The organism is Flavobacterium longum, from assembly GCF_965137575.1.
GTDB classification, from domain to species: Bacteria; Bacteroidota; Bacteroidia; order Flavobacteriales; family Flavobacteriaceae; genus Flavobacterium; species Flavobacterium longum.
Genome location: NZ_CBCRZJ010000004.1, coordinates 19,488 through 43,901 on the forward strand (window position 1 = coordinate 19,488; position 24,414 = coordinate 43,901).

At 50.9% G+C, this 24,414-nt stretch carries 20 protein-coding genes; 14 read left to right on the forward strand and 6 right to left on the reverse strand.

Annotation, left to right across the window (positions count from 1 at the left end; genetic code table 11):
- The first annotated feature begins 124 nt into the window (after positions 1-124).
- The 11 genes from paaC to ACM9J1_RS08440 all read left to right on the forward strand — a co-directional run bounded on the left by paaC (position 125) and on the right by ACM9J1_RS08440 (position 11,865).
- Positions 125-874: a 1,2-phenylacetyl-CoA epoxidase subunit PaaC gene (gene paaC, locus ACM9J1_RS08390; protein ID WP_415581589.1), complete on the forward strand. Its 750-nt coding sequence runs from the start codon at positions 125-127 to the stop codon at positions 872-874.
- 35 nt (positions 875-909) lie between these two features.
- Positions 910-1,410, forward strand: coding sequence for a 1,2-phenylacetyl-CoA epoxidase subunit PaaD (gene paaD / locus ACM9J1_RS08395; protein ID WP_415581590.1), 501 nt, complete (start codon positions 910-912; stop codon positions 1,408-1,410).
- Between the two features lie 110 nt (positions 1,411-1,520).
- Complete coding sequence (locus ACM9J1_RS08400) at positions 1,521-2,300, forward strand: enoyl-CoA hydratase-related protein (RefSeq protein WP_415581591.1); 780 nt, start codon at positions 1,521-1,523, stop codon at positions 2,298-2,300.
- 106 nt (positions 2,301-2,406) lie between these two features.
- Entirely contained in the window at positions 2,407-3,558 is a 1,152-nt protein-coding gene (locus tag ACM9J1_RS08405; RefSeq protein ID WP_415581592.1) for a 3-hydroxyacyl-CoA dehydrogenase NAD-binding domain-containing protein, read from the forward strand.
- Positions 3,555-3,959, forward strand: coding sequence for a PaaI family thioesterase (locus ACM9J1_RS08410; RefSeq protein ID WP_415581593.1), 405 nt, complete (start codon positions 3,555-3,557; stop codon positions 3,957-3,959). Before ACM9J1_RS08405 ends, ACM9J1_RS08410 begins: the two co-directional genes overlap by 4 nt.
- Positions 3,960-4,075: 116 nt before the next feature.
- A complete protein-coding gene (pcaF, locus tag ACM9J1_RS08415) occupies positions 4,076-5,284 on the forward strand; it encodes a 3-oxoadipyl-CoA thiolase (RefSeq protein WP_415581594.1) in 1,209 nt (402 codons plus the stop codon).
- A gap of 114 nt (positions 5,285-5,398) precedes the next feature.
- The gene (gene paaZ / locus ACM9J1_RS08420; RefSeq protein ID WP_415581595.1) at positions 5,399-7,894 is read left to right on the forward strand and encodes a phenylacetic acid degradation bifunctional protein PaaZ; all 2,496 of its coding nucleotides are present in this window, start codon (positions 5,399-5,401) and stop codon (positions 7,892-7,894) included.
- 80 nt (positions 7,895-7,974) lie between these two features.
- Positions 7,975-8,724, forward strand: coding sequence for an enoyl-CoA hydratase/isomerase family protein (locus tag ACM9J1_RS08425; protein ID WP_415581596.1), 750 nt, complete (start codon positions 7,975-7,977; stop codon positions 8,722-8,724).
- Positions 8,725-8,783: 59 nt separating this feature from the next.
- Entirely contained in the window at positions 8,784-9,380 is a 597-nt protein-coding gene (locus ACM9J1_RS08430; RefSeq protein WP_415581597.1) for an acyltransferase, read from the forward strand.
- A 106-nt stretch (positions 9,381-9,486) separates the two neighbouring features.
- The gene (locus ACM9J1_RS08435) at positions 9,487-10,779 is read left to right on the forward strand and encodes a dihydrolipoamide acetyltransferase family protein (RefSeq protein WP_415581598.1); all 1,293 of its coding nucleotides are present in this window, start codon (positions 9,487-9,489) and stop codon (positions 10,777-10,779) included.
- Positions 10,780-10,788: 9 nt separating this feature from the next.
- Positions 10,789-11,865, forward strand: coding sequence for a branched-chain amino acid aminotransferase (locus ACM9J1_RS08440; protein WP_415581599.1), 1,077 nt, complete (start codon positions 10,789-10,791; stop codon positions 11,863-11,865).
- A 111-nt stretch (positions 11,866-11,976) separates the two neighbouring features.
- Here ACM9J1_RS08440 and ACM9J1_RS08445 read toward each other — a convergent pair whose 3' ends face one another.
- On the reverse strand, positions 11,977-14,274 hold the full coding sequence (locus ACM9J1_RS08445) for a Periplasmic ligand-binding sensor domain-containing protein (protein ID WP_415581600.1): 2,298 nt from the start codon (positions 14,272-14,274) through the stop codon (positions 11,977-11,979).
- 172 nt (positions 14,275-14,446) lie between these two features.
- Here ACM9J1_RS08445 and ACM9J1_RS08450 point away from each other — a divergent pair, with 172 nt between their 5' ends.
- Positions 14,447-16,507, forward strand: a complete 2,061-nt coding sequence (locus tag ACM9J1_RS08450; protein ID WP_415581601.1) for an alpha-ketoacid dehydrogenase subunit alpha/beta — start codon at positions 14,447-14,449, stop codon at positions 16,505-16,507.
- 89 nt (positions 16,508-16,596) lie between these two features.
- Here the strand turns inward: ACM9J1_RS08450 and ACM9J1_RS08455 are convergent, their stop codons facing one another.
- From ACM9J1_RS08455 to ACM9J1_RS08475, 5 genes are all read right to left on the reverse strand, one after another.
- Positions 16,597-18,933: a CotH kinase family protein gene (locus ACM9J1_RS08455; protein WP_415581602.1), complete on the reverse strand. Its 2,337-nt coding sequence runs from the start codon at positions 18,931-18,933 to the stop codon at positions 16,597-16,599.
- Between the two features lie 138 nt (positions 18,934-19,071).
- Positions 19,072-19,608 (reverse strand): DUF4136 domain-containing protein, encoded by a 537-nt coding sequence (locus ACM9J1_RS08460; protein WP_415581603.1) that lies wholly within the window; start codon positions 19,606-19,608, stop codon positions 19,072-19,074.
- A gap of 9 nt (positions 19,609-19,617) precedes the next feature.
- Positions 19,618-19,788, reverse strand: coding sequence for a hypothetical protein (locus ACM9J1_RS08465; protein WP_415581604.1), 171 nt, complete (start codon positions 19,786-19,788; stop codon positions 19,618-19,620).
- A complete protein-coding gene (locus ACM9J1_RS08470) occupies positions 19,789-21,783 on the reverse strand; it encodes a urocanate hydratase (protein ID WP_415581605.1) in 1,995 nt (664 codons plus the stop codon). It abuts the gene before it with no gap.
- A 134-nt stretch (positions 21,784-21,917) separates the two neighbouring features.
- A complete protein-coding gene (locus ACM9J1_RS08475; protein ID WP_415581606.1) occupies positions 21,918-22,100 on the reverse strand; it encodes a DUF5522 domain-containing protein in 183 nt (60 codons plus the stop codon).
- Positions 22,101-22,115: 15 nt separating this feature from the next.
- Here ACM9J1_RS08475 and ACM9J1_RS08480 point away from each other — a divergent pair, with 15 nt between their 5' ends.
- A complete protein-coding gene (locus ACM9J1_RS08480) occupies positions 22,116-22,442 on the forward strand; it encodes a hypothetical protein (protein ID WP_415581607.1) in 327 nt (108 codons plus the stop codon).
- Positions 22,443-22,575: 133 nt separating this feature from the next.
- Positions 22,576-24,399 carry a T9SS sorting signal type C domain-containing protein gene (locus tag ACM9J1_RS08485; RefSeq protein ID WP_415581608.1) on the forward strand — a complete coding sequence of 608 codons (1,824 nt, stop codon included), beginning with the start codon at positions 22,576-22,578 and terminating at the stop codon, positions 24,397-24,399.
- Positions 24,400-24,414 lie beyond the last annotated feature (15 nt).

Consider the following 24,414-nt stretch of genomic DNA (forward strand, 5'->3'; position numbering starts at 1 on the left):
AGGTAACAGAGGTTTAATTTTTTTGCCCTTCGTCTTTATATTCGACCAACGTTAGGACTAATTATTAATTCGAGCTTCAGGAGGCGAATCTTTCGACTTTTGACTTTCGACTTTTGACTAAGAAATGAACAATCTCGTCCAATACATTTACGGCGTCGCCGACAACGCGCTCATCCTCGGGCAACGGCTCGGTGAATGGTGTGGCCACGGCCCGAATCTGGAAACAGACATCGCCATGACCAATATGTCGCTTGACCTTTTCGGGCAGGTGCGCAGCTATTACCAGTACGCAGCCAAACTCATCGGCGGCAATGCCAACGAAGACACGGTAGCATTCCTGCGCAACGAAAACCAGTACAGAAACGTATTGCTCGTGGAACAACCCAACAACGATTTCGCCTTTACGGTAGCGCGCCAATATTTGTTCGACGAGTTTCATTTGATGCTGCTCGAACAATTGCAATACAGCAAGGACGCTACCTTGTCGGCCATCGCGAAAAAGTCGTTGAAGGAAGTGTCGTATCACAGGCGTTTTTCTTCTGATTGGGTGAAACGATTGGGCGACGGTACGCCCGAAAGCCACCAGCGAATGCAGTCGGGCATAGACAATCTCTGGACATTTACAGACGAATTGTTCCACATGACCGATGCCGATAGGGAAATGGCCGCACAAGGCATTGGCGTCGATGTATCGCAATTCAAACAAGATTATTACGATAAAGTGGCGGCGTTGCTCGAAGAAGCCACGCTGAAAGTGCCCGATTTGAAATTCTTCCAAAAAGGCGGAAAAATGGGCATCCATACTGAGCATATGGGTTATTTGCTGGCCGACATGCAATACATGCAGCGCGCCTATCCAAACATGACCTGGTAATTTTTGCGAACTTTGTTGAACTTTGTCTTTGGGGTATGACAGATACAAGTGCACATATTGACGCGCATCTTGCCGAAATCCTTTCCACGGTTTCCGATCCGGAAATTCCGGTGCTTTCCATCATGGACATGGGTGTCGTCCGCACGGCATCGGTGAGCAATGGCATCGCACACATTACGATTACCCCAACATATTCCGGCTGTCCGGCCATGGACGTTATTGGCGACGACATCAAAAAAGCATTGCGCGAACAAGGGATCGATGCTACCGTTGAACTCGTTTTGTCGCCAGCCTGGACAACCGATTGGATTACCGAAAAAGGACGCAAAGCGCTCGAGGATTATGGCATTGCTGCACCGCTCGACGAATCGCACGACAAAATGGTATTGCTCGGCAACGCCAAAATGGTGAAATGCCCGTTGTGCAAGTCAACCAATACGCGTTTGGTGAGCCAATTCGGGTCAACCGCGTGTAAGGCTTTGTTCCAATGCAACGATTGCCATGAACCGTTCGACTATTTTAAATGCCTGAAATAATTGATAATTGACAGTTGACAATTGATAATTGGAAGAATTTTAATCTTGAAATTGATGTTTACGGCCAGATCAAGCATCTAGCCACTAACAACTAACGACTAACAACTAAAATGAGTTCAATCATACTAAACATAAAAAACGGCATCGGCTACATCACGCTCAACAGGCCAGATGTATTCAACAGTTTCAACCGCGAGATGGCGCTCGAAATGCAAGCGACGCTCGACAATTGCGCCAATGATAAAACCGTGCGCGCCATCGTGATCACGGGTGAAGGCAAGGCGTTTTGCGCCGGACAGGATTTGAAGGAAGTCACCACACCCGAACTGATGCCGGGTTTCCGCAAAATCCTCGAAGAACATTACAACCCCATCATTGAACGCATCCGCACTATAGACAAACCTATCGTGGCGGCGGTGAACGGTGTTGCGGCCGGCGCGGGCGCGAACATTGCGTTGGCTTGTGACATCGTCGTGGCCAATGAGAATGCGGCGTTCATACAAGCATTCAGCAAAATCGGTTTGGTGCCGGACAGCGCCGGGACGTTTTTCCTGCCGCGTTTGATAGGTTTCCAGAAAGCATCGGCGCTCATGATGTTGGGCGATAAAGTAACGGCACGCGAAGCGTTTGAAATGGGCATGATCTATAAATTCTACCCGACAGCGTTGTTCGAGGAAGAAGTCGAAAAACTCGCCTTGACCTTATCGAAAATGCCGACACATGCACTCGCGCTGACCAAGCGTTTGCTCAACAAATCGATGATCAACAACCTGCAGGAACAATTGGCCATGGAGTCAGACCTGCAGATCGAGGCCAGCGATTCATACGATTACAACGAAGGCGTCAACGCGTTCATCGAGAAACGCCAGCCCATTTTTAAAGGAGAATGATGTTGGAGGTCGAACGTCAAATGTCGAACGTCGAAAGAAAAGGTATTGTAAACAAAACGACGGTGATTAATCGGAGCATGAGAACATTTTCAAATTTCCAAATTAAATGAATGTAGCTGTAATCGGTTCCGGAACCATGGGCAGTGGCATCGCGCAAGTGGCAGCCACCGCGGGGTGCGCCGTGAAATTATACGACACCAATAAAGAAGCGTTGTCGCGTGCCGAAAAGTCACTCGATGCCACACTGCTGAAACTGGTGGAAAAAGGCAAAATTGACGCGGCCGAAAAATCGCGCATCGCCGGGAACATTTCCTACGTGAATGCACTCGAGGAATTGTTCGACGCAGGGCTTATCATTGAAGCGATTGTCGAAAATCTTGAGGTGAAGAAAAAGTTGTTTTCAGATTTGGAATCCATCGTTTCGGAGCATACCGTTTTAGCCTCTAATACTTCGTCGTTGTCGATTGCGTCTATTGCATCGGCTTGCCAAAAACCGGGTCGCGTCATCGGCATCCATTTCTTCAATCCGGCGCCGCTCATGCAATTGGTGGAAGTGATTCCGGCCGTACAAACAGATGGCAAAATCCTCGCGCAAACGGTCGAGACCATTTCAAGTTGGAAGAAAACCGTGGCCGTCGCCAAAGACACGCCGGGCTTTATCGTCAACCGCGTGGCGCGTCCTTTTTACGGCGAAGCGCTCCGCATTTATGAAGAAGGCATCGCCGATATGGCCACGATTGACTGGGCGATGAAAACCTTCGGCGGTTTCCGCATGGGGCCGTTTGAACTCATGGATTTCATTGGGCACGACATCAATTACACCGTGACCGAAACGGTGTTCACGGCGTTCTATTTCGACCCGCGCTACAAGCCGTCGTTTACGCAAAAACGCCTGGTGGAAGCTGGGTTTTTGGGCCGAAAGACCGGACGCGGTTTTTACGACTATGCGTCCGAAATGCCGGTGCCGACGCAGGATGAAACGCTCGGAAAGCAAATTTGCAACCGCGTCTTGGCCATGCTCATCAACGAGGCCGCCGATGCCTTGCACCTGAACATCGCATCGGCAAAAGACATCGACAATGCCATGACCAAAGGCGTCAATTATCCGAAAGGATTGCTGGCTTGGGCCGACGAGATCGGAATCCGTCGTTGCGTGGAAACGCTCGACGAATTGTATAACGAATACCACGAAGACCGTTACCGTTGCAGCGTTTTGCTCCGGAACATGGCGCGTGAACATAAAACGTTCTTTTCATGACACCACAGGAAATTGTCGATAAGATGTTCACCAACGATGCGTTCAGCCAATGGCTGGGCATTTCGGTCGATGAGGTTTCGCAAGGACATTGCGTGCTGTCGATGACCATCCGCCCGGAAATGACCAACGGATTTGGCATCGCACACGGTTCCATCACATACGCCTTGGCCGACAGTGCGCTGGCTTTCGCGTCGAACGCCCACGGACGCCAATCGGTGAGCATCGATACTTCGGTCAACCACATCGAGTCATTGAAGGCTGGCGATATAATTACGGCCACGGCATATGAGAACGCCATCAAGAACAAATTCGGGTTTTACACGGTGAAAGTGAAGAAAGGCGATGTGATTGTGGCGCTGTTCAAAGGAACGGTATATAGGAGTGAGAAAGAATGGGTTTAGTTGCTGGTGGCTAGATATTCACAGTTGCCGATAGTTTTGTGATTAAAATATTAATAAGAATTAAATGTTGAGGCTAGACAATTCATCTAACAACTAGCCACTATCAACTAACAACTATGGAAGCATACATCATAGACGGCGTACGAACGCCCATCGGAAGTTACCAAGGTGCGTTGTCGGCTGTTCGGGCCGATGACTTGGCTGCGCACGTGATCAAGACTTTAGTGGAACGCCATCCGGAAATCCCGGCCCAGGTGTATGACGACGTCATATTCGGTTGCGCCAACCAGGCCGGAGAAGACAACCGCAATGTGGCAAGAATGTCGCTGCTTTTGGCAGGTTTGCCGCAAACCGTACCGGGTGAAACCGTCAACCGCTTGTGCGCGTCCGGATTGTCGGCAGTCGTGCAAGCCAACCGCGCCATCAAATCAGGTGACGGTGATTTGTTCATCGCGGGCGGCGTCGAGAACATGACCCGCGGCCCGCTGGTGGTTTCCAAACCGTCGTCGGCCTATGGTACCGATTCCAAAATGTATGATTCCAGTTTCGGATGGCGTTTCATCAACCCGAAAATGAAAGAAATGTACGGCGTGGATGCGATGGGAGAAACGGCCGAGAATCTCGTCGACAAATACCAAATTTCGCGCGAAGACCAAGATAGGTTTGCCCTGCACAGCCAACAAAAAGCTGCCAGAGCGCAGGAAAGCGGCCGATTGGCGAAAGAAATCATTCCTGTCGAAATCCCGCAACGCAAAGGCGATCCGGTTGTTTTCAGCAAAGATGAATTCATAAAGCCCAGTACTTCGATGGAAGGTCTTGCCAAATTGCGCGGTGCCTTCCGGAAAGACGGCAGTGTCACGGCAGGGAATGCATCGGGATTGAACGATGGCGCGGCTGCGGTTTTGGTCGCTTCGGCAGACGCAGTCAAGAAATACAACCTGAAACCACTGGCGAAAATCGTCAGCTCGGCGGTTGTCGGGGTCGAACCGAGAATCATGGGTATAGGTCCGGTGGAAGCCACCAGAAAAGCGTTGGACAAAGTGGGTTTGACATTGGATCAAATCGACATCATCGAACTCAACGAAGCGTTCGCGGCACAAAGCATCGCCTGCATCCGCGAACTGGGGCTTAAAGACGACGACCCGCGGATTAACCCCAACGGTGGCGCCATCGCTATCGGGCACCCACTGGGCATGACCGGAGCGCGCATCACCTACGCCGCGGCTTTGGAACTTTCCCTGACCGGAAAAAAATACGCGCTTGTCACGATGTGCATTGGCGTCGGGCAAGGCTACGCGATGATCATCGAAAGAATGGACAATTGACAATGGATAATTGATAATGAGGGATTGAGGCTAGATTCTTCTAGCAACACTCGAGGCGCAGCCGAACTGTTTGGAGCGCAGCGTAAAAAAACAACTAGCCACTAGCAACTAACTATGAAAATACAAAACTATATACACGGCCAATGGGTCGAAGGCGCCGGCAACGGAACCGCGTTGATTGACTCGGTGACGGGCGATTTGATCGGGCATGCCTCGACCGAAGGCGTCGATTTCGAAAAAGTGCTGCACTATGCACGTACAACCGGCGGGGCAAAACTCCGCAAGATGACGTTCCAGGAACGCGGCAACATGCTCAAGAAACTGGCGATGTATCTCAGCAAGCGCAAAGAGCAGTTCTACGAAATCAGCTACCGCACCGGCGCAACCCGCGTGGATTCGTGGATTGACATCGAAGGCGGATTCGGCAACTTGTTCGCCAACGCATCGCTCCGGAAATTGTTCCCGAACCAACCCTATGACGTAGAAGGCGACCCGATTGACCTTTCGCGCGGCGGCCGTTTCATGGCGCATCACATCTTGGTGCCGAAACCGGGCGTGGCCGTACACATCAATGCCTTTAACTTTCCGGTTTGGGGCATGCTCGAGAAATGTGCGGTGAACTGGATGGCCGGAATGCCAGCCGTAGTAAAGCCCGCCACATCGACATCGTATTTGGCCGAAGCGGTTGTCAAGGAAATCATCGCGTCAGGGATTTTGCCCGAAGGTGCCTTGCAACTCATTTGCGGATCGGCGGGCGACATGCTCAACTATGTCGAGTCGCAAGACGTGGTGACCTTTACAGGTTCGGCCGATACCGGAAGAAAACTGAAAGCGCATCCGAAGATCATATCCGAATCGGTGCCGTTCAACATGGAAGCCGACTCGCTTAACGCTTCTATTTTAGGTGAAGACGCCAAACCCGGCACGCCAGAGTTCGATTTGTTCGTCAACCAAGTCCGCTCGGAAATGACCGTGAAATGTGGGCAGAAATGTACCGCCATCCGCCGAATCATTGTTCCGGAAGGTTTGGTGGAAGACGTACAGATCGCACTCGGCAAGGCGCTCGACAAAGTCACCATCGGCGACCCGCGCATGAAGGAAGTCCGGATGGGTTCGCTCGTGAGCCAGGATCAGGTACATGAAGTCAAACTCCGTACACAGGAAATCGCGAAAACGGCTTCCATCGTTTATGGCGGACAGGATAAAATCGATGCCATTGGCGCCGACCCGTCAAAAGGTGCGTTCATCAGCCCGATGGTGTTGCGCGAAGACAATCCGTTCAAGAATACCGCTGTCCATGAAACCGAGGCATTTGGCCCTGTGGCTACGATCATGCCGTATAAAAACATCGACGAAGCGACTGAATTGGCCCGAATGGGCAAAGGCTCGCTCGTGTCATCCATCGTCACGAATTCAGATAAAATTGCAAAGGAATATGTTGTGGGTGCAGCATCGCACCACGGACGTATTTTGGTGCTGAACCGCGAAAACGCCAAGCAGAGTACCGGCCATGGTTCACCGATGCCACAACTGGTCCACGGCGGCCCGGGCAGAGCGGGCGGCGGCGAGGAAATGGGCGGACTGCGCGGCATCAAGCATTACATGCAACGTTGCGCCATCCAAGGTTCGCCGACGACGCTGACCGAAATCACAGGCATTTACCAGCCAAATTCCGCATACAAAGAAACGGCGCAGCATCCGTTCCAATATTACTGGGACGACATCGAGCCGGGCATGTCGCTCAAGACGCACAAGCGCACGGTAACCGATACCGACATCATCAATTTCGCGAACCTCACTTGGGATCATTTTTACGCCCATACCGATATCACGTCTTTAAAAGGCAGCATTTTCGAGAAGCGCACGGCGCACGGCTATTTCATTTTGGCCGCAGCCGCAGGGCTTTTCGTCTGGCCGAACAAAGGCCCGGTGGCCGCAAACTATGGCTTGGAGGAATGCCGATTCCTGCGTCCGATTTACCACAACGATACGATGTATGTGCGTTTGACGTGCAAACAAAAAATCGAACGCGACCACCGCGGCGAAGAAATGCCGTCGGGCATCGTGAAATGGTTCGTGGAAGTGTTCGACCAAAACGACGAGCTGACCGCCGTTGCGACGATTTTAACGATGGTGCAGAAACGCTCGCCGTTCCCGGAGATCAACCGCAGTACCATCGATCATTATATCTCAAAGTTGACCGTGAACCACAAGGCCAACTGGGGCACGATGACGCCGCAACACATGGTGGAGCACCTCGAAGACCAATACCGTTACGCCGCCGCGCAAATGGGCGAGTTCGAGATTGCGACCCCGACCGAACACCTGGAGAAATACCGCGAGACGATTTTCAACCACAAGCCGATGCCGAAAGGACACCAGCATCCGCTGATGAAAAAAGGCGAGAATGAGCCTTTGAAACACGCCGATCTGGACGCCGCGAAAGCCAAGCTCATCGAAGCCATGGACGCGTACGAGGCGTTCTTTAAGGAAAATCCCGAGGTGCGCACGAAAAACGTTGTATTTGGCATGATGGACAAATTCGAGTGGGATTTGCTGGCGAATAAACATTTCACGCATCATTTTGAGCAATTTGGAATATTGGATTAATGAATAATTAATAGTTAATAATTAATAGCGGCCGCCATCAACCATTATTAATTATTAATTATCCATTATTAATTGAAAACATGGAAGCATACGTACACTCAAATACCGAAAACCACATCGCGACGATTGAATTCTTTCATCCGGAACAGAACTCGTTGCCGGGAAATATACTCGCACAGCTGGCGCAAGCCATTACCGATGCGGGCAACAATCCGGAGGTGAAAGTCATTATCCTAAAAAGCGGCGGTGACCGGACGTTTTGCGCCGGTGCCAGTTTCCGCGAACTGATCGCGATTGACGACCCGGCGAAAGGGAAAGTATTTTTCTCGGGTTTTGCCAACGTCATCAACGCCATGCGCAAATGCCCGAAGTTCATCATCGGGCGCATCCAAGGGAAAACCGTGGGCGGCGGCGTAGGCATTGCGGCGGCCACCGATTATTGCTTCGCGGCCAAATTCGCGGCCATCAAACTGAGCGAACTCAATGTCGGCATCGGGCCGTTCGTGGTGTCGCCGGCCATTGAACGCAAAATGGGCGTGTCGGCCATGTCGCAGATCGCGATTGACGCCAACACGTTTTACGAAGCTGAATGGGCCAGGGGCAAAGGCCTGTTCGCACAGGTCTATGAGGACATCGAGGAAATGGACAATGCAGTGGCAGCATTCGCCCAGCATTTGTGTACCTACAACCCGGAAGCGATGACAGAAATGAAGAAGATCTTCTGGAAAGGCACCGACGACTGGGACCATTTGCTCGCAGAACGCGCCGCCATCAGCGGACGTTTGGTTCTGTCAGCGTTCACCAAAAAAACACTGGAAAAGTTCAAATAAAAGGAAGAGGTTTCGGTTAGCGGTTTTATCGAGCCACTAACAACTAACCACTGGCAACTATGATATACGAATTCAAGGGTTTCATTCCCGTCATCCATGAGTCGGCCTTCATCCATCCACAGGCCGCTGTTACCGGTAACGTGATTATCGGCAAGGACGTCTATATTGGGCCGGGCGCGGCCATCCGTGGAGACTGGGGCGGAATCATCATTGAAGACGGATGCAATGTGCAAGAGAATTGCACGATACACATGTTTCCGGGGAAAGACATCGTCTTGAAGGAAGGCGCGCATATTGGCCACGGTGCGATTGTCCACGGCGCGAATATCGGCAGGAATTGTCTCATCGGCATGAATGCGGTGATCATGGATGATGCCGACATCGGCGACGAAAGCATCGTGGGCGCGTTGTGTTTTGTTAAGGCTGAAACCAAAATCCCGCCGCGGAGCATTGTGGTGGGCAATCCGGGTGTGATCGTGAAGTCGGTGTCAGACGAGATGCTGGCCTGGAAAACCAAAGGCACACAGCTTTACCAACAGTTGCCCAAGGAAATGTATGAGACGTGGAAACCGGTGGAACCGCTACGTGAAATCCCGGCGAATCGTCCGGTACAGGAGCGAAATTATATGACGTTGGAGGAAACAAGAAAGAAATAATGTTCAAAGTTTGAGGTTCAAAGTCCAATGTTGGTGTATGCTAACTTTGAACTTTGAACCTCCGAAACTTAAACTAAATAATATGTTTGAGCTAAAACTGCCCAAAATGGGTGAAAGTATTTCGGAAGCAACCATCATCAACTGGCTGAAAAATGTCGGTGAGCGCGTGGAAGCTGAAGACACGTTGCTGGAAGTGGCCACCGATAAAGTCGATAGCGATGTACCGTCGCCGGTATCGGGCGTAATTACCGAAATCCGTTATGGCAAGAACGATGTCGTGAAAGTGGGAGAGGTGTTGGCGTTGATTGACACAGACGAAAGTCAAAACTCGAAACTCGAAAGTCCAAAGTCAAACCTCGAAGGTCAAACGACAAAAGGTGAAGAAAGATCAACCGGCTCGTCAACTCAAATCCAGCCACCAGCCACCGGCCACCAGCGACCAAATTTAAAATCCAACCCCGACGCATTCCTGTCGCCGCTGATCATTTCCATCGCGCAAAAGGAAAACCTGTCGCTCGAAGAAGTGCAAAGCATTCCGGGTTCGGGTGCAGACGGCCGCATCCAAAAAAGCGATGTCTTCAATTATCTGAAGAATAGGAAATATCCGCTGGCCAGTCGACCAGTCGACCAGCCACCAGCCACCGCCTGGGAACAACTAGGCTATTCCAATCCAAAAGTTTCTGTCGGAGAAAACGACCGCATCATAGAAATGGACCGCATGCGCCAGATGATTGCCGGGCGTATGGTGTATTCCAAACAAACTTCGCCGCATGTTACGTCGTACCTCGAAATAGACGTGACCAATTTGGTGCAATGGCGGGCGCAAAACAAAGATGCTTTTGTCGAAAAATACAACGAAAAGCTTACGTTTACACCGATTTTCGTAGACGCGGTGGCGAAGGCAATTGTCGATTTCCCGTTGATCAACGTGGCCATCGACGGAAAGAAGATCATTGCCCGCGGCGACATCAACATCGGGATGGCTACGGCGCTTCCGAGCGGGAATTTGATAGTGCCGGTGGTGCGCAATGCCGACAAAAAAGCACTCGATGTGTTGGCGAAGGAAGTCAACCAACTCGCCGACGCCGCACGCAACAACAAACTGAAACCAGACCAAGTGCAAGGCAGCACATTTACGATTTCCAACGTGGGTACATTCGGGAGTTTGATGGGAACACCCATCATCAACCAACCGGAAGTGGCCATTTTAGCGCTCGGCATCATCAAGAAAAGGCCTGAGGTCATCACGACCGATAAGGGCGAAGAAATAGCCATCCGGAGCATGATGTTCCTCTCGCTGTCTTTCGACCACCGCGTCGTGGACGGTTTCCTGGGCGGATCATTCTTGCGACGCGTGGGCGATTATCTCGAAAAGTTCGATACAAACACAACTATATAAATAACCGACATGTTACACGACATCAAAGAAAACATCCGCCACAGTGGCCGCGAAAAAAATGTTGACCTGAACACCAGCGTCATGGGAACGGTGTTCACCGACCACATGTTCATCTGCGATTACTACGATGGCGCATGGCATAACCCCAGGATTGAGCCGCTCGAGCCCATTGCCACGCATCCGGCGGCGATGGCTTTGCATTACGGACAAGCGATTTTTGAAGGCATGAAAGCCACGTTGGGTAAAGACGAAACGCCGTTGTTGTTCAGGCCCGATGAAAATGCCAAGCGATTGAATTTTTCCGCAGACCGCATGGGCATGCCTACCTTTCCGGAAGATCTTTTCGTAGAAGCACTCAAACGTTTTGTGGCCATCGAGAAAAATTGGATTCCTACGGCCGAAGGCACCGCTTTATATCTGCGTCCGTTCATGTACGCTGACGAAGCCTTCATCGGCATGCGCGCCGCAACCAAATACAAATTCATCATTTTTGCGTCGCCGAGCGGACCGTTTTTCGCCAAACCGATTAAGCTGTGGGCAGAAACCCATTACATCCGCGCAGCCATTGGCGGGACGGGTGAAGCCAAAGCAGCCGGAAACTACGCTGCTGCTATCCGCCCGACCGAAATGGCCAAGAAAAAGGGTTACGACCAAGTCTTGTGGCTTGATGCGCGCGATTTTGAGTACGTACAGGAAGTGGGCACCATGAACATTTTTTTCAAGGTGGCCGGCAAATTCATCACACCAAACTTGGGCGGCGCGGTCTTGAACGGGATTACCCGTTTGAGCGTGATTGACTTGCTACGCGACAAAGGCTTTTCGGTTGAGGAACGCCCGGTATCGATGCAGGAAATCGTCGAAGCCTTTAAAAACGGAACGCTCGAAGAAGCTTTCGGCGTGGGAACCGCAGTTTCTATTGCGCCGGTGGCCGAAATCGGATATAAAGACCTGAACATTACGTTCCCCGAACATGCGCCCGTGGGCAAAGACATCAAGGCCACACTCGACGCCATCAAGACGCAGCAGTTAGATGACAAATTCGGCTGGATTGTACCGGCGGAGCCAATGGCGATTGACAAGGGATAATTGACAATAGGCCGCCATTTACCGTCTCGACCATACTAAATAAGCAAACCGCGAAATCACCCAGGCTATCATCGTGAATTCGCGGTTTTTATTTTTTTAATCTGTCAGCTTCTATGGATTTACCGCAATCTTCGCGTTGAGCATACCGGAAGGCTTTGTGATTTTCACCACATACAAACCAGTTTGGAATGGCATCTCGGCGGATAAATCGAGCGGGACGGTTTGCATGCCCACTGTGGCTTGCTGCGACAGGGTTTTAACGAGTCGTCCGGCCAAATCATACACACGGATGTCGCAGTTTTCGCCTGCGCTGGCCGGGAAATGTAACGTGGTGTGACCTGCCGTCGGATTCGGAAATACCGATAAACCTTGATTGGTATTGGAGGTTATGGGGTTGGTGCCCAAGTTTTCTGTAAGCACTTTCAACACAGCAATGCCCCGACCCAAACAACTCATCCACAGTTCGTAACCGCCGGAGATGATTTTCACTTCCAGGTCTTTGATGTTGCTGTTTGGCAACATATTCCAGGCTGGTTCGCCGCCCGGAGCCGATGGGAATACTTCCACGTTGGCGCCATCGAACGACAGCAATCCTGATTCCAACGACGGGAATTCGGAGTCGTACTGCATCCAGACTTTTCCGTCAGGCGTAACGGCCATCGGCCGTACGTGTTCGCCTGGAAATGGCCAGCCTTCGTCATAAGACCAGGTCGTGGATTGTCCCGTATTGATGTCGTGTTTGATCAGGACGCTGCCGTTGCTGTTTCCCGGCAGCCAATTTCCAGTCCAGAGATTCCCTGATGAGTCTGCCGCCAAACCGGTGAATACGCCCGATGCGGCTTCGAAATCGGCGACGGTGAAAGAATGTGTGTTCACGGCGTCGGTATGCTGGATTTCGTCGTCGGTCATGGCCCAAATGCCGCCGCTGGCTGTTGGGTCGGCCATAATTTTTCGGCCCCAGCCGACGATGGGGAGTAGCGTCCATTGCCCTTGGTGATAGTAGCGGATGTGGTAATATTCTCCCAACTGCCAAAGCCTGCCCGCCGCATCTTCAACCAAACCTTTTGCGGTAACCAGATCGCCGTCGAGTGTCGCATATTGCGTGTCGTCCCATGCGTAAATGCCACTGAATGTAGGGCTGAATGCTATACTGTGGTTGGAAGGTCGGTAACAAATGGCGGTTGCATTGTCTGCCAGAAACGGAAAATCTTGTCCTAGTCCATAGGTGTAGGGGTTGTGTGATTTCCATCGGTCACCATCGAAGGCTTGGATGCCGCCAACACCCGTGCCGGCGTTGCCCGTAAACCAGATGGCATCTGGCGTGATGCACAAATCTTCCACAAAGTAGTCAAGCTGTGAGGTGTTGGTCAACCGATAACGTTGCCAGTTGCCGGTGGCGGCGTCGCGTCTTGCCGCACCCTCAAGGCCGCAAACCCATACGTTCCCGTCAGCGTCGATGTCAATTGCCGTATTGTTGCTGCCGTCGCGCCAAATGCCGTAGTTCTGCCAATTGGCACCGTCAAACCGCCAGACTTCGCCCGTAGCCGTCACCAGCAAAGCTTGCTTTGACCCAAACGCCTTAAAGGAATCAATGTAAAAAGTCAGGTTGGAATAAGGATGCAACGGATGGTGCCAAACACCGTTCTGATCTTGGTATTCCAAGGTTTCGAAAGCGCCGTCGGCGGCCAACCGCAAAGCCCAGAAATTCCCGTCGTCGTCCACGCAATCTTTTCCGGGAAGACCGGCAATATCGCCCACCGACGCAGGGTAGGTGTACGTAGTTGTATTGGTTTCACTGTCAAACTTTGATACTTGGCCATAATACGCATCGCCGGACCAAACCAAATAGCCGCCACTGGTTTTGGGTTGCACGCTTACGTAGAGTTGCGCCCCGCCCATATTGTTCCAAGTGTCGTTTTGAGGGTTGTACCGAATCAAGCCTTGGCTGGCCACCCAAAGCGTGCCGTCCGGAGCGCGGTCGACGTCTGACGCCAAACCGAGAAACGGGAAATCGGCCTGCGAAAAACTCTCAATCGATGCACTGCCTACTTCAGGATTGAATTTGATGAGGCCGGTATTTTTAGCCATCCAAACCACGCCGTTCGCATCTTGGATAATCTCGTTGATGTGGATGTCGCCATTGTCGAAGCCGCCCAGAACGGGCAAGTCAACATTGGAGAAATTGGTCCATTGGTCGTGACTAATGTCGTATTTCGCAAAGCCGCCTTCGCCCCAATTGCCTGTATTGGCGGCAATGTATGGGTTTCCGTCATGGTCAATCCAGAGTGCGGTGGCCGAATCACCTTGGATGCCTGTATTTCCGGGTCGATAGAAGCGCCACGATGTTGTAGTTTGTCCGAAGGCAATCAAATAACAACAGAAAAAAGCAAGGGTAAAATTTTGTTTCATGGTGTAAGTAGTTAGCCGTGGTTTTGTAGGGAAACCGTCGATAGGATAACAACCGCAATTCGATTTTCCCTACCGTCAAAGCGCTATTTTTTGAAGCGTTTTGTAAAGTTTTCGGTAACTTTGCCCGTAGGCCTGAAAAACTGCATTTGCCGCAGGCTTATCTAGACGTACTATGCAAACAGCCGAACTCACTTTGAATAAAACAATCCTGGAAAAAGCCTTCGCCACGATGGCCACCGCCAAGTCGATGACCGAATGGTACGAGGAGAATTTTAAGACCGTTTCCAAATATGTCCACGCCACCTCGCGCGGGCACGAAGCCATACAAATTGCCGTGGCAATGCAGTTGCTGCCTCAGGATTATGCGTTTCCGTATTACCGCGACGACTCGATGTTGCTGGGCATCGGGATGCAGCCGTACGATTTGATGCTGCAATTGATGGCCAAGCGCGACGATCCGTTTTCGGGTGGCCGCACGTACTATTGCCATCCGAGCCTGCGCGATGCCGACAAACCAAAAATTCCACACCAGTCATCGGCCACCGGGATGCAGGCTATCCCTGCTACGGGCGCGGCGATGGGCTTCTGGTATAAGGAAAGTGTCGGGCTTTCAATGGACGAGGTGAAACCTGTAGTGGTTTGCTCGCTGGGCGACGCATCGGTCACCGAAGGTGAAATTGCCGAAGCGTTCCAGATGGCCGCGCTCAAGCAACTCCCGATTTTGTATCTGGTGCAGGACAACGGCTGGGACATTTCGGCCAACGCCAAGGAAACACGCGCACAGAATGCTTTTGAGTATGCGAAAGGTTTCCACGGCATCGAGGCCATTTCTATTGATGGCGCCGATTTCACAGAAAGTTACCTGGCAATCCAAAATGTACTCGATAAAATCCGAACAGAACGCCGCCCTTTTTTGGTGCATGCGAAAGTTCCGTTGTTGAACCATCACACCTCGGGTGTACGTATGGAATGGTACCGCGACGATTTGGACGAAGCCAAAAGCCGCGATCCGTATCCGGTGTTGATCAAACAACTCTTAGACGCAGGATTTACGTCGGGCCAAATAGAGAAGATCGAAAAAGACGCTTTCCAAAAAGTCAAAGCCGATTACGAAAAAGCATTACAGGCCGAAGATCCGAGGCCTGAAGATTTGTTTACACACGATTTCGCACCGACGCCGATAACAGAAGAGAAAGGCGAACGAAATCCGGCGCGTGAAGATAAAGTCGTGATGGTAGATTGCGCGTTGTTTGCCGTCGAGGAGTTGATGCGCGAAAACAAAGAATGTTTGCTTTACGGGCAGGATGTCGGCGGCCGATTGGGCGGCGTGTTTCGCGAAGCGGCGACATTGGCGCAGAAATTCGGGGACGAGCGCGTGTTCAATACGCCGATCCAGGAAGCATTTATCGTAGGGTCAACAGTAGGCATGAGTGCGGTCGGGCTAAAACCGATTGTGGAAGTCCAATTTGCCGATTACATCTGGCCCGGACTGAACCAACTCTTTACCGAAGTGGCGCGTTCGTGTTACCTGACCAACGGAAAATGGCCGGTGTCGATGATTTTGCGGGTACCGATTGGCGCGTATGGCAGCGGCGGCCCGTATCATTCCTCGTCGGTGGAAAGTGTTTTGACGAACATCCGCGGGATTAAGATTGCATACCCGAGCAACGGCGCCGACTTGAAAGGCTTGATGAAAGCAGCGTATTACGACCCCAATCCGGTGGTCATCCTCGAGCACAAAGGTTTGTATTGGTCAAAAGTAAAAGGCACCGACATGGCGCGCGTGAACGAACCGTCTGAAGATTACGTCTTGCCGTTCGGAAAGGCGAACATCGTACAGGAAATCTGGCCGCAGGACGAAGACGAAACCGTGACCGTAATTACCTACGGCATGGGCGTGCATTGGGCGTTGAATGCATCGGCCGATAGGAAAAATCAAGTCGAGATCGTCGATTTGCGGACGCTGTATCCGCTCGACGAAGAAACCATTATAAAATCGGTCAAAAAGGCGAAGAAGTGTTTGGTGGTCACGGAAGAACCGGTGAACAATTCTTTTGCGCGAGGCTTGGCCGGAATGATCCAGGAAAAGTGTTTCCGACAACTCGACGCGCCGGTCATGGTCATCGGTTCGGAGAATTTGCCGGCGATTCCGCTCAACAGTACGCTGGAACAAACCATGATTCCGAGTGCCGATAAAGTCAGGGCGAAAATCGAAGAGTTGATACAGTATTGATTTTGCAATCCCATTACCGACAAAAAAAACCGCAGTCCAATTAGCTGCGGTTTTTTCATTAAACAAAAAACAAAAAAATCAGGTTCGGTTTAGTTCCTGATGATTATCTTTTTGGTGATACCGTCAGATTTCAAGAAATACAAACCTGAAGCGTACCCTGAGGTATTGATTTCCATGCTCGCGGAAGCCGTTGCTTCGTATACTTTCTGACCGAGCGCATTGTACAAAACGACTTTCTTTCCGTCAAGCGCTTGGGCATTTGCAATGTAAAGGACGTTGCTCGCCGGATTCGGATAGACGACCAAATCGCTCACCGACACCGACGGATTGGCCAGCGGAATTTCATCGTTCGCATTGAATGTCGGCGCCTGCGAAACGAAATCTCCGGTACCGTTCGGCACGCGGGCGTAACCCGTGTTGGCGGTTTGCGCACCGAAAGTCACCGAATCCACTAAGCCTTGCGACGGATCAGACAACACAACGACTTCGCCGCTCGCCGACAATTTGAAATTGCTGTGCAGCGGTCCTTGATCCTGGTCTTCGTCGGCCCAGACAATCAGGTAACCGTTGGCAGGAATCGTTGTTCCAGAAGGAAACTGCCATTTGATGAGGTTGGTGGCATCGTCGGTCAGGTAAAAACCGCTGAGGTCAACGGCTGTAGCATTATTGTTATAAAGTTCAATCCAGTCTTCCAGTTCGGCGGCTTCGTCTGTGGCACCGGCAGAATTGCTCGCCAGGATTTCGTTGATGACTACGCCATTCGAAGCTTGTTCGGCCGTTACGGTGTAAACGAAAATGTCGTGTTCGGCACCCGCCGGCAGGTAAGAAGCAGACAAGGCCGCATTGTTGGCGATGGCTTCGATGTAATACCGTACGAACGTACCGGCGGCATAACCCGGGATTGATGCGCCGTAAACGCCATCTGCAGCGGCGCCGTCGTTGTGCGCGCCGTCATCGAACATTTGTGTGACGGTGAAGTTCCCGACCAATCCGGTGGCATAGTACAAATTTACTTTGTTGATGCCGTTGGTGGAAGTTACAGTGGCTTTGATATTGGCCACTTCGCCAGCCAGCGGGACAGTTTCCGCCATAACGCTATTGTAAAAAGGTGCCGATGCGATGACCGGTGCGACTTGCGCCACTTCGGTGTTGGCCATCAGGTAATTCCTGCGGTTGGCTACAATGGTCTTGAGTTGCGTGACGCCGCTGGTGTATTGTGCGGTCGTGTACAATTTCTTCGGGTCGGCGGCGACAAGCGAGGCGATTTGTGCGTTCATTTCATCGATGATTGCATTTGCATTTGTCGTCGTAAAAGTTTCGTTCAAAATGGTGCGGTAGTGTGCGAGGTAACGCTGGCGCCATTCCGGGATGTTGAGCAATTTGTTGAGCAGCGGATAGTTCACGCTCGTGGCATTCTTGAATGGTGTCCATGAGGTTGCGGCGGCGCTTTCAAAAGTAGAATTGCCGTCGTATTCGTACGGGACGGTACGGTCGGTTTCCGGTGCATAATACACCATGTAATCCATCTTGCCTTTCATGACGTAGCTGTCATCGTCGGTGAAAATGTTTTCCGCGGCCAGAAACCAAAGCGCTTTATCGATGTCGATTTTCGCACGGGTAGCTTCCTTGTTGGCGTTGGTGGCTGCACTCAAGGTCTGGCACGCATCGATTAGTTTTTGCCAGGCTTCTGATTCCACATCGGTAAAATCGTACGACTTGAGGTTGTAATAATTCTGATATGTTGTTGCCGACGCGCCGAGATAATTCATGCCTGCCGTGCCATCTCCCCAGCCGCCGCCGGGCATGCCATCGTCTGGATTGGCCCGGAAGTTTGCACCATTGTTACTGGTGAACCACTGTTCAATGAACGTTTTGTCTGTTGACTGGACGTTTGGGTAAATGCCCCAATCCTGGTTATTGATGTACAAATGGATGTAGTTGGCCTTCGCAATCGGGGTGTGACGACGGGCCATCCGGTTGTACAACACTTCGCGCATGAACGTCGCGTCCTGGTGGCCGTTGTTGAATTTGAAATTCTTATAGCCCGCGATGGTTTGGTCTGGATCGACGAAGTCTGTGGAAACCGCAAATGATTTTTTCTGCGATGTGCCGGTTTGCTGGTACGAAGTGTTTCCGCGGAAACGCACGCCGACATTTTCATACGTTATGCCATCATAAGTCAGCGACGCCGGGATTTCCGTTTCGCTGCTGTAGTTGGCCTGCAACAAACTCCAATAGTTGGTTTGTGCGAAAGTGAGATACACGTCCTTGATGGTGGTGCGGTCGTAAAATCCGGTTGGCGCCTGGCCGCCCGTATAGAGGATTTTGCCATCGGCCGAAAAATACATTTCCTGCGGCAGCGATTGGCTTGTTGCGGTTTGCGCTGCGAGAAGCGTCAAGAGCGCAAAAGGGAACAGTTTCTTCATCTTCATTAAGTTAGCGGCCAAAAATATTCTATTGGTTGGCGTGCCAAAAATAAAAGAGGTAAACCAAACTTTTTCATCGGTAAAGAAATTGTTGCGGAATCGTCAATAAAAAACCGCCAATTGCGGCGGTTTCAAATGTTACTTTTTTATTTCCGGCGGATACTTTGCCAGTATGCTCGATACGAATTCCTTGATGACTTCGTCTTTCTTTTCGGCGTCTTTCGTGAGGTTTCCGATGCCTTGGCCTTGCCAGATCATTTCTTTCTTCTTCGCATCGATCAGGTCAATATAGAGCGTGCCTTCGGTAGTTGTGTAAACCGTATTGTAGCCGCCCCAGAAGAACGGGTTCCAACCCCAGCCCCAGCCGTAACCCCAGCCGGCATTGAATTGATTGACATTTACTTCTTCGCGGGCTTTGGTGAAGAAGTTTACGAGTAAGTCTGGATTGTCGCTTTTGGTAAATCCTTTGGCGGCCATGACTTCGTCGATGGAACGTAGGATGCGCTTTTTGTCAAGATCGGAGATTTCGGCTTTATCGATGCCGGTCTTGTAAAACGCATAGGTCTTAAACTGTGTAAAATCTACGCGTTTGTCATAGTCGGTATTCACGCTGACTGACGCGCAACTGCTCGCAATCAGGAGCAGCAACAGGGGAAGTAATTTAAATGTTTTCATAGCGGTGGTTTATAATTTATTTTTCTTTTTTTCTTTGAAACTCCGGGCAATCGCCAAGATGTTTAAGACCATCGAAGCCACCAGCACAATCGCCTGCAACCACAAAGAACTCATGAGCAAGGCTACCGGTAAAAGTCCGATTCCCATGATCATCAGCCCGATGCTGTCAGGTTTTTTCATTTATATATTATTGAGGATGGCGTCGTCAACCAGATTCGGGATGGTGACCTTGAGTAAAGGCTCGGATTCCATCGCGCGTTTGATTGCAAACATGGCTTCATCGTTCCTGGCCCAGCTTCGTCGGGAAATGCCGTTGTTGACATCCCAGAAAAGCATGGATTTCAGGCGTTTTTCAGCCGCTGCCGAGCCATCAAGAACCATACCGAAACCGCCGTTGATAACCTCGCCCCAACCTACGCCGCCGCCGTTGTGAATGGATACCCAAGTGGCGCCCCGAAAACTGTCTCCGATGACATTGTGTATGGCCATATCTGCGGTAAATCTTGAACCGTCATAAATATTGGATGTTTCGCGGTAGGGCGAATCGGTACCGGAAACATCATGGTGGTCGCGGCCGAGAACAATGGGGCCGATGTGGCCATTGGCGATGGCTTCGTTGAACGCTTCGGCGATTTTCATGCGGCCTTCGGCATCAGCATAAAGAATTCTGGCCTGGGAGCCAACGACCAGTTTATTTTGTTGCGCACCGATGATCCAGCGGATGTTGTCCTGCATTTGTTGCTGGATGCGCGCCGGAGCGGTTTTGGCCATTTCTTCCAGGACTTCACGGGCGATGTTGTCGGTCTTTTGCAAGTCTTCCTGTTTTCCGGAGCAACAAACCCAGCGGAATGGACCAAATCCATAGTCAAAACACATCGGACCCAAAATGTCCTGAACATAACTCGGGTATTTGAAGTCGATGTGGTTTGATGCCATGACATCGGCGCCGGCGCGTGAACTTTCGAGCAGGAACGCGTTGCCATAGTCGAAGAAATACGTGCCTTTTGCGGTATGTTTGTTTACGGCGGCTGCATGACGTCGAAGCGATTCCTGTACCTTTTCCTTGAACGATGACGGGTTTTCGGCCATCATGTTTTTGGCTTCCTCAAAGGTAAGCCCGGCCGGATAATAGCCGCCAGCCCACGGATTATGCAGTGAAGTCTGGTCTGAACCCAAATCAATGTGAAGGTTTTCGGCATCGAATTTTTCCCAGACGTCAACTACGTTGCCTTCATAAGCGATGGATACGACTTCTTTGTTGGCTTTTGCTGAATGGACACGGGCCACGAGTTGGTCTAGATCTTTGATGACTTCATCAACCCAACCCTGCGAGTGACGTGTGTGTACAGCTTTCGGGTTGACCTCGGCGCAAACCGTGATGCAGCCTGCGATGTTTCCGGCTTTGGGTTGTGCGCCGGACATACCGCCTAGACCTGAAGTGACGAACACTTTTCCGGTGAGATCTTCGCCGTTCTTGGCGATTTTTCTACCGGCGTTCAACACCGTAATTGTCGTGCCGTGGACGATGCCCTGCGGCCCGATGTACATATAACTGCCCGCGGTCATCTGGCCATATTGGGTAACGCCGAGTGCATTGAATTTTTCCCAATCGTCTGGTTTGGAATAGTTCGGGATCATCATGCCGTTGGTCACGACCACGCGTGGCGCTTCGGTATGCGACGGGAATAATCCCATCGGGTGGCCGGAATACATGACCAAGGTTTGTTCGTCCGTCATTTCCGAAAGGTATTGCATCGTGAGCAGGTATTGCGCCCAGTTCTGGAACACCGCGCCGTTGCCGCCGTACGTGATGAGTTCATGCGGATGCTGCGCCACGGCATAATCGAGATTGTTTTGGATCATGAGCATGATGGCTTTGGCTTGCTCCGATTTTCCGGGATACTCCGAAATCGGACGGGCTTTCATCTCATAATCCGGCCGGAACCGGTACATATATATGCGGCCGTAGGTGTTGAGCTCGTCGGCGAATTCCCGGGCCAACACCGCGTGGTGTTTTTTGTCGAAATAGCGCAGCGCGTTGCGGAGGGCGAGTTTTTTCTCCTCGGGTGAAAGGATTTCTTTGCGTTTGGGCGCGTGGTTGATGTTCGGGTCGTAGGGTTTGGGTTGTGGCAGTTCTTGCGGAATGCCTTGTTTGATTTGTTCTTGAAAAGTCATATGTTTCAGATTAGTGCGAACCGCGTTAAGGATTGCAGCACTGTTTGAGCTCTTGGGAAACCTCACAGGTTTTTGTAACCTGTGAGGTTTTTCCCAAAGCGAGTGCGGAAAGCCTGGCCGCAGGCAACGCCCATTTAATTTTTCTTCCTGATCGTACCCGTATTTTTGTCGAAGCCGTACGGGCAATGCCGGCATCCGGAACGGCAGCAATAGCCGCGCTTAAGGTGGAAATTTTCGGTAAAAACCTTGAATCCTTCGGGCGTGAGGTAATAATCTTCGCCTTCAATGAGTTTATTTTCCTTACTTTGTTCCTCCATTTCTACAAAAATAGGATGTTTTTGCTGGTTTCGAAATATTTGGTGCCGAAAGGTTTTGACGGAATCGCGATTTTCCCGTTCGTGATTTTGCGGCATAAAGCGCAGGCCGCCGATGCAGCCTATGTCAATCATGAAAAAATCCACTTGCGGCAGCAATTGGAACTGGGTATACTGCCTTTTTTTATTTGGTACGGGATTGAATTCTTGTGGCGGCTCGCACAATACCGAAACTATGACAAGGCCTACCGGAACATCAGTTTCGAGCGCGAAGCGTATGCGCACGAAGCCAATTTCGTGTATTTGCCCTCTAGAACATGGTGGAAATTCCTACAATATTTGTAAAAGTTTTCCACAATTTTAGACGAACGACGTTATGGATGGACGAACAACTTTTTTATACGTAATTGCGCGTATTTTTATAAAAAGCTGTGAATGATGTATTTATATTTGTATTTTTATCAGAAACAATGAGGCCATGAAGAAGATATTTACTTTGCTCTCTATTCTTAGCGGTTTTGCCATGACGGCGCAGCTGTACATTGCAGCGAACCCGAACAGTTACGTGTATGTGGGCGACCAATACTTGTTCGTCAAACAAGATGTAAACCTGCAGAACAACTCGAACCTGTATTTGCGCAATGGCGGACAGCTGTTGCAGGGCACAACGGCGACATCGACCAACCAAGGCCAAGGTAAGCTGTCGGTTTTCCAGGAAGGCACCGTCGATAATTTTGAATATAATTATTGGTGTTCGCCGGTGGGCAATGCTTCTGCGGCTACAGGCAATGAGGCGTTTGGTGTGACGATGTTGAATCGCCCGTCGTCGGTGACGGCAAGCACGCCTGCAACCATGTTATCAATGACGGCGCTCAACGGCGAAGCTTCCAACCCAGGCTTGAACATCGCGCCGCGGTGGATATTTAAGTTTCTGTCGTCTTCCACGTATTCTCAGTGGGTTTCGGTAGGCGCGGCGTCTACAATCGGTGCCGGGGAAGGTTTTACGATGAAAGGCACATCTGGAACCGATGCCTCTTTTTCGGAAGGTGGCGTGTCCAACAATCCTGGCGCTGCGCAACGTTATGATTTCCGCGGCAAACCCAATGACGGAGATATTTCGATTACCGTGGGTGCGGGAAAATTGACTTTGACCGGTAATCCATACCCATCCGCCATTGATTTGCAAGCATTCCTACTGGCCGCGACCAACTGTACTGGCGTGGCGTATTTTTGGGAGCAAGACAAGACCGTAAATTCTCATTTAATAGCTTCTTATCAAGGAGGTTACGGGACGTATGCCGCAGGAACCAATACCTATACACCGCCAACCTTTTACGCGTACAATGGTGCCGGAACACAATTGGGTGTTGTCGGCACGGGAACAAATTATCCACGGAAATTCTCTCCCGTGGGACAAGGTTTCATGATAGAAGGCAGCGTGGACGGAACCGTGACGATGGAAAATGTCTACCGCGTATTCCAGAAAGAAGGCGTGATTTCACATTTCGAACGCCCGGCTTCTGCAGGGCATGGCGCTGCTTCACCGGGTTTGGGCGACACTAACTATCCGGAAATCCCATCGGTTTCTGGGTTTGATTACACGCAAGTGAGCATGTTGCCGAATCCGCAAATCAGGTTTAACATCTTGCTGAACAATCAAGGCGTGCGACAATTGGCCTTGACGTTCAATCCGTTGGCGACCGATGGTATCGACCGCGCGATGGATGCCAAGTCGCCAGGCGGCGGCAATACCGATGGTTTCTTTGCCTTGGAAAGTGGCGAGTATGTCATTGCCGCCATCGATTTTGACATCAACAAAAAAATTCCACTCGGATTAAAGAGCGACGGGCAAGGTACTTTTAGGATCCGTGTGGCTGAAATGCTCAATTTTACCGATGCCGAAAATGTATATGTTCACGACAAACTTACCGACATTTACTATGATGTAAAGGAAGCGGATTTTGATGTCACATTGCCTGCGGGGATCGAAACCAGTCGTTATGAGATTACTTTCATCAACTCATCGCTCGGCGTTCCGGGTGTAGACGAAAATGCTTTTGACATCCTTCAGGACAACGATGCGCAGCAATTGGTAATTGCCAATCCGGACATGCTCGAGCTTAATTCTTGCAGTTTGTACGACATCACCGGAAAGTTGGTGATGCACAAGAACAAACTTGGGACTGAGGCAGAATACCGGTTCTCTACCAGCGGTCTGAGTGAAGGTATCTACATCGTGAAACTACTTACGGACAAAGGGCAAAGCTTTAGCCGAAAGGTGTCCATCTTCAGAAAATTATAACATCAGAGCGGCTTT

What these genes read in the sequence shown, in the direction of transcription:
- paaC (WP_415581589.1), top strand. Translation starts at nt 125, where the DNA reads ATGAACAATCTCGTCCAATACATTTACGGCGTCGCCGACAACGCGCTC.
- paaD (WP_415581590.1), top strand. Translation starts at nt 910, where the DNA reads ATGACAGATACAAGTGCACATATTGACGCGCATCTTGCCGAAATCCTT.
- ACM9J1_RS08400 (WP_415581591.1), top strand. Translation starts at nt 1,521, where the DNA reads ATGAGTTCAATCATACTAAACATAAAAAACGGCATCGGCTACATCACG.
- ACM9J1_RS08405 (WP_415581592.1), top strand. Translation starts at nt 2,407, where the DNA reads ATGAATGTAGCTGTAATCGGTTCCGGAACCATGGGCAGTGGCATCGCG.
- ACM9J1_RS08410 (WP_415581593.1), top strand. Translation starts at nt 3,555, where the DNA reads ATGACACCACAGGAAATTGTCGATAAGATGTTCACCAACGATGCGTTC.
- pcaF (WP_415581594.1), top strand. Translation starts at nt 4,076, where the DNA reads ATGGAAGCATACATCATAGACGGCGTACGAACGCCCATCGGAAGTTAC.
- paaZ (WP_415581595.1), top strand. Translation starts at nt 5,399, where the DNA reads ATGAAAATACAAAACTATATACACGGCCAATGGGTCGAAGGCGCCGGC.
- ACM9J1_RS08425 (WP_415581596.1), top strand. Translation starts at nt 7,975, where the DNA reads ATGGAAGCATACGTACACTCAAATACCGAAAACCACATCGCGACGATT.
- ACM9J1_RS08430 (WP_415581597.1), top strand. Translation starts at nt 8,784, where the DNA reads ATGATATACGAATTCAAGGGTTTCATTCCCGTCATCCATGAGTCGGCC.
- ACM9J1_RS08435 (WP_415581598.1), top strand. Translation starts at nt 9,487, where the DNA reads ATGGGTGAAAGTATTTCGGAAGCAACCATCATCAACTGGCTGAAAAAT.
- ACM9J1_RS08440 (WP_415581599.1), top strand. Translation starts at nt 10,789, where the DNA reads ATGTTACACGACATCAAAGAAAACATCCGCCACAGTGGCCGCGAAAAA.
- ACM9J1_RS08445 (WP_415581600.1), bottom strand. Translation starts at nt 14,274, where the DNA reads ATGAAACAAAATTTTACCCTTGCTTTTTTCTGTTGTTATTTGATTGCC.
- ACM9J1_RS08450 (WP_415581601.1), top strand. Translation starts at nt 14,447, where the DNA reads ATGCAAACAGCCGAACTCACTTTGAATAAAACAATCCTGGAAAAAGCC.
- ACM9J1_RS08455 (WP_415581602.1), bottom strand. Translation starts at nt 18,933, where the DNA reads ATGAAGAAACTGTTCCCTTTTGCGCTCTTGACGCTTCTCGCAGCGCAA.
- ACM9J1_RS08460 (WP_415581603.1), bottom strand. Translation starts at nt 19,608, where the DNA reads ATGAAAACATTTAAATTACTTCCCCTGTTGCTGCTCCTGATTGCGAGC.
- ACM9J1_RS08465 (WP_415581604.1), bottom strand. Translation starts at nt 19,788, where the DNA reads ATGAAAAAACCTGACAGCATCGGGCTGATGATCATGGGAATCGGACTT.
- ACM9J1_RS08470 (WP_415581605.1), bottom strand. Translation starts at nt 21,783, where the DNA reads ATGACTTTTCAAGAACAAATCAAACAAGGCATTCCGCAAGAACTGCCA.
- ACM9J1_RS08475 (WP_415581606.1), bottom strand. Translation starts at nt 22,100, where the DNA reads ATGGAGGAACAAAGTAAGGAAAATAAACTCATTGAAGGCGAAGATTAT.
- ACM9J1_RS08480 (WP_415581607.1), top strand. Translation starts at nt 22,116, where the DNA reads ATGTTTTTGCTGGTTTCGAAATATTTGGTGCCGAAAGGTTTTGACGGA.
- ACM9J1_RS08485 (WP_415581608.1), top strand. Translation starts at nt 22,576, where the DNA reads ATGAAGAAGATATTTACTTTGCTCTCTATTCTTAGCGGTTTTGCCATG.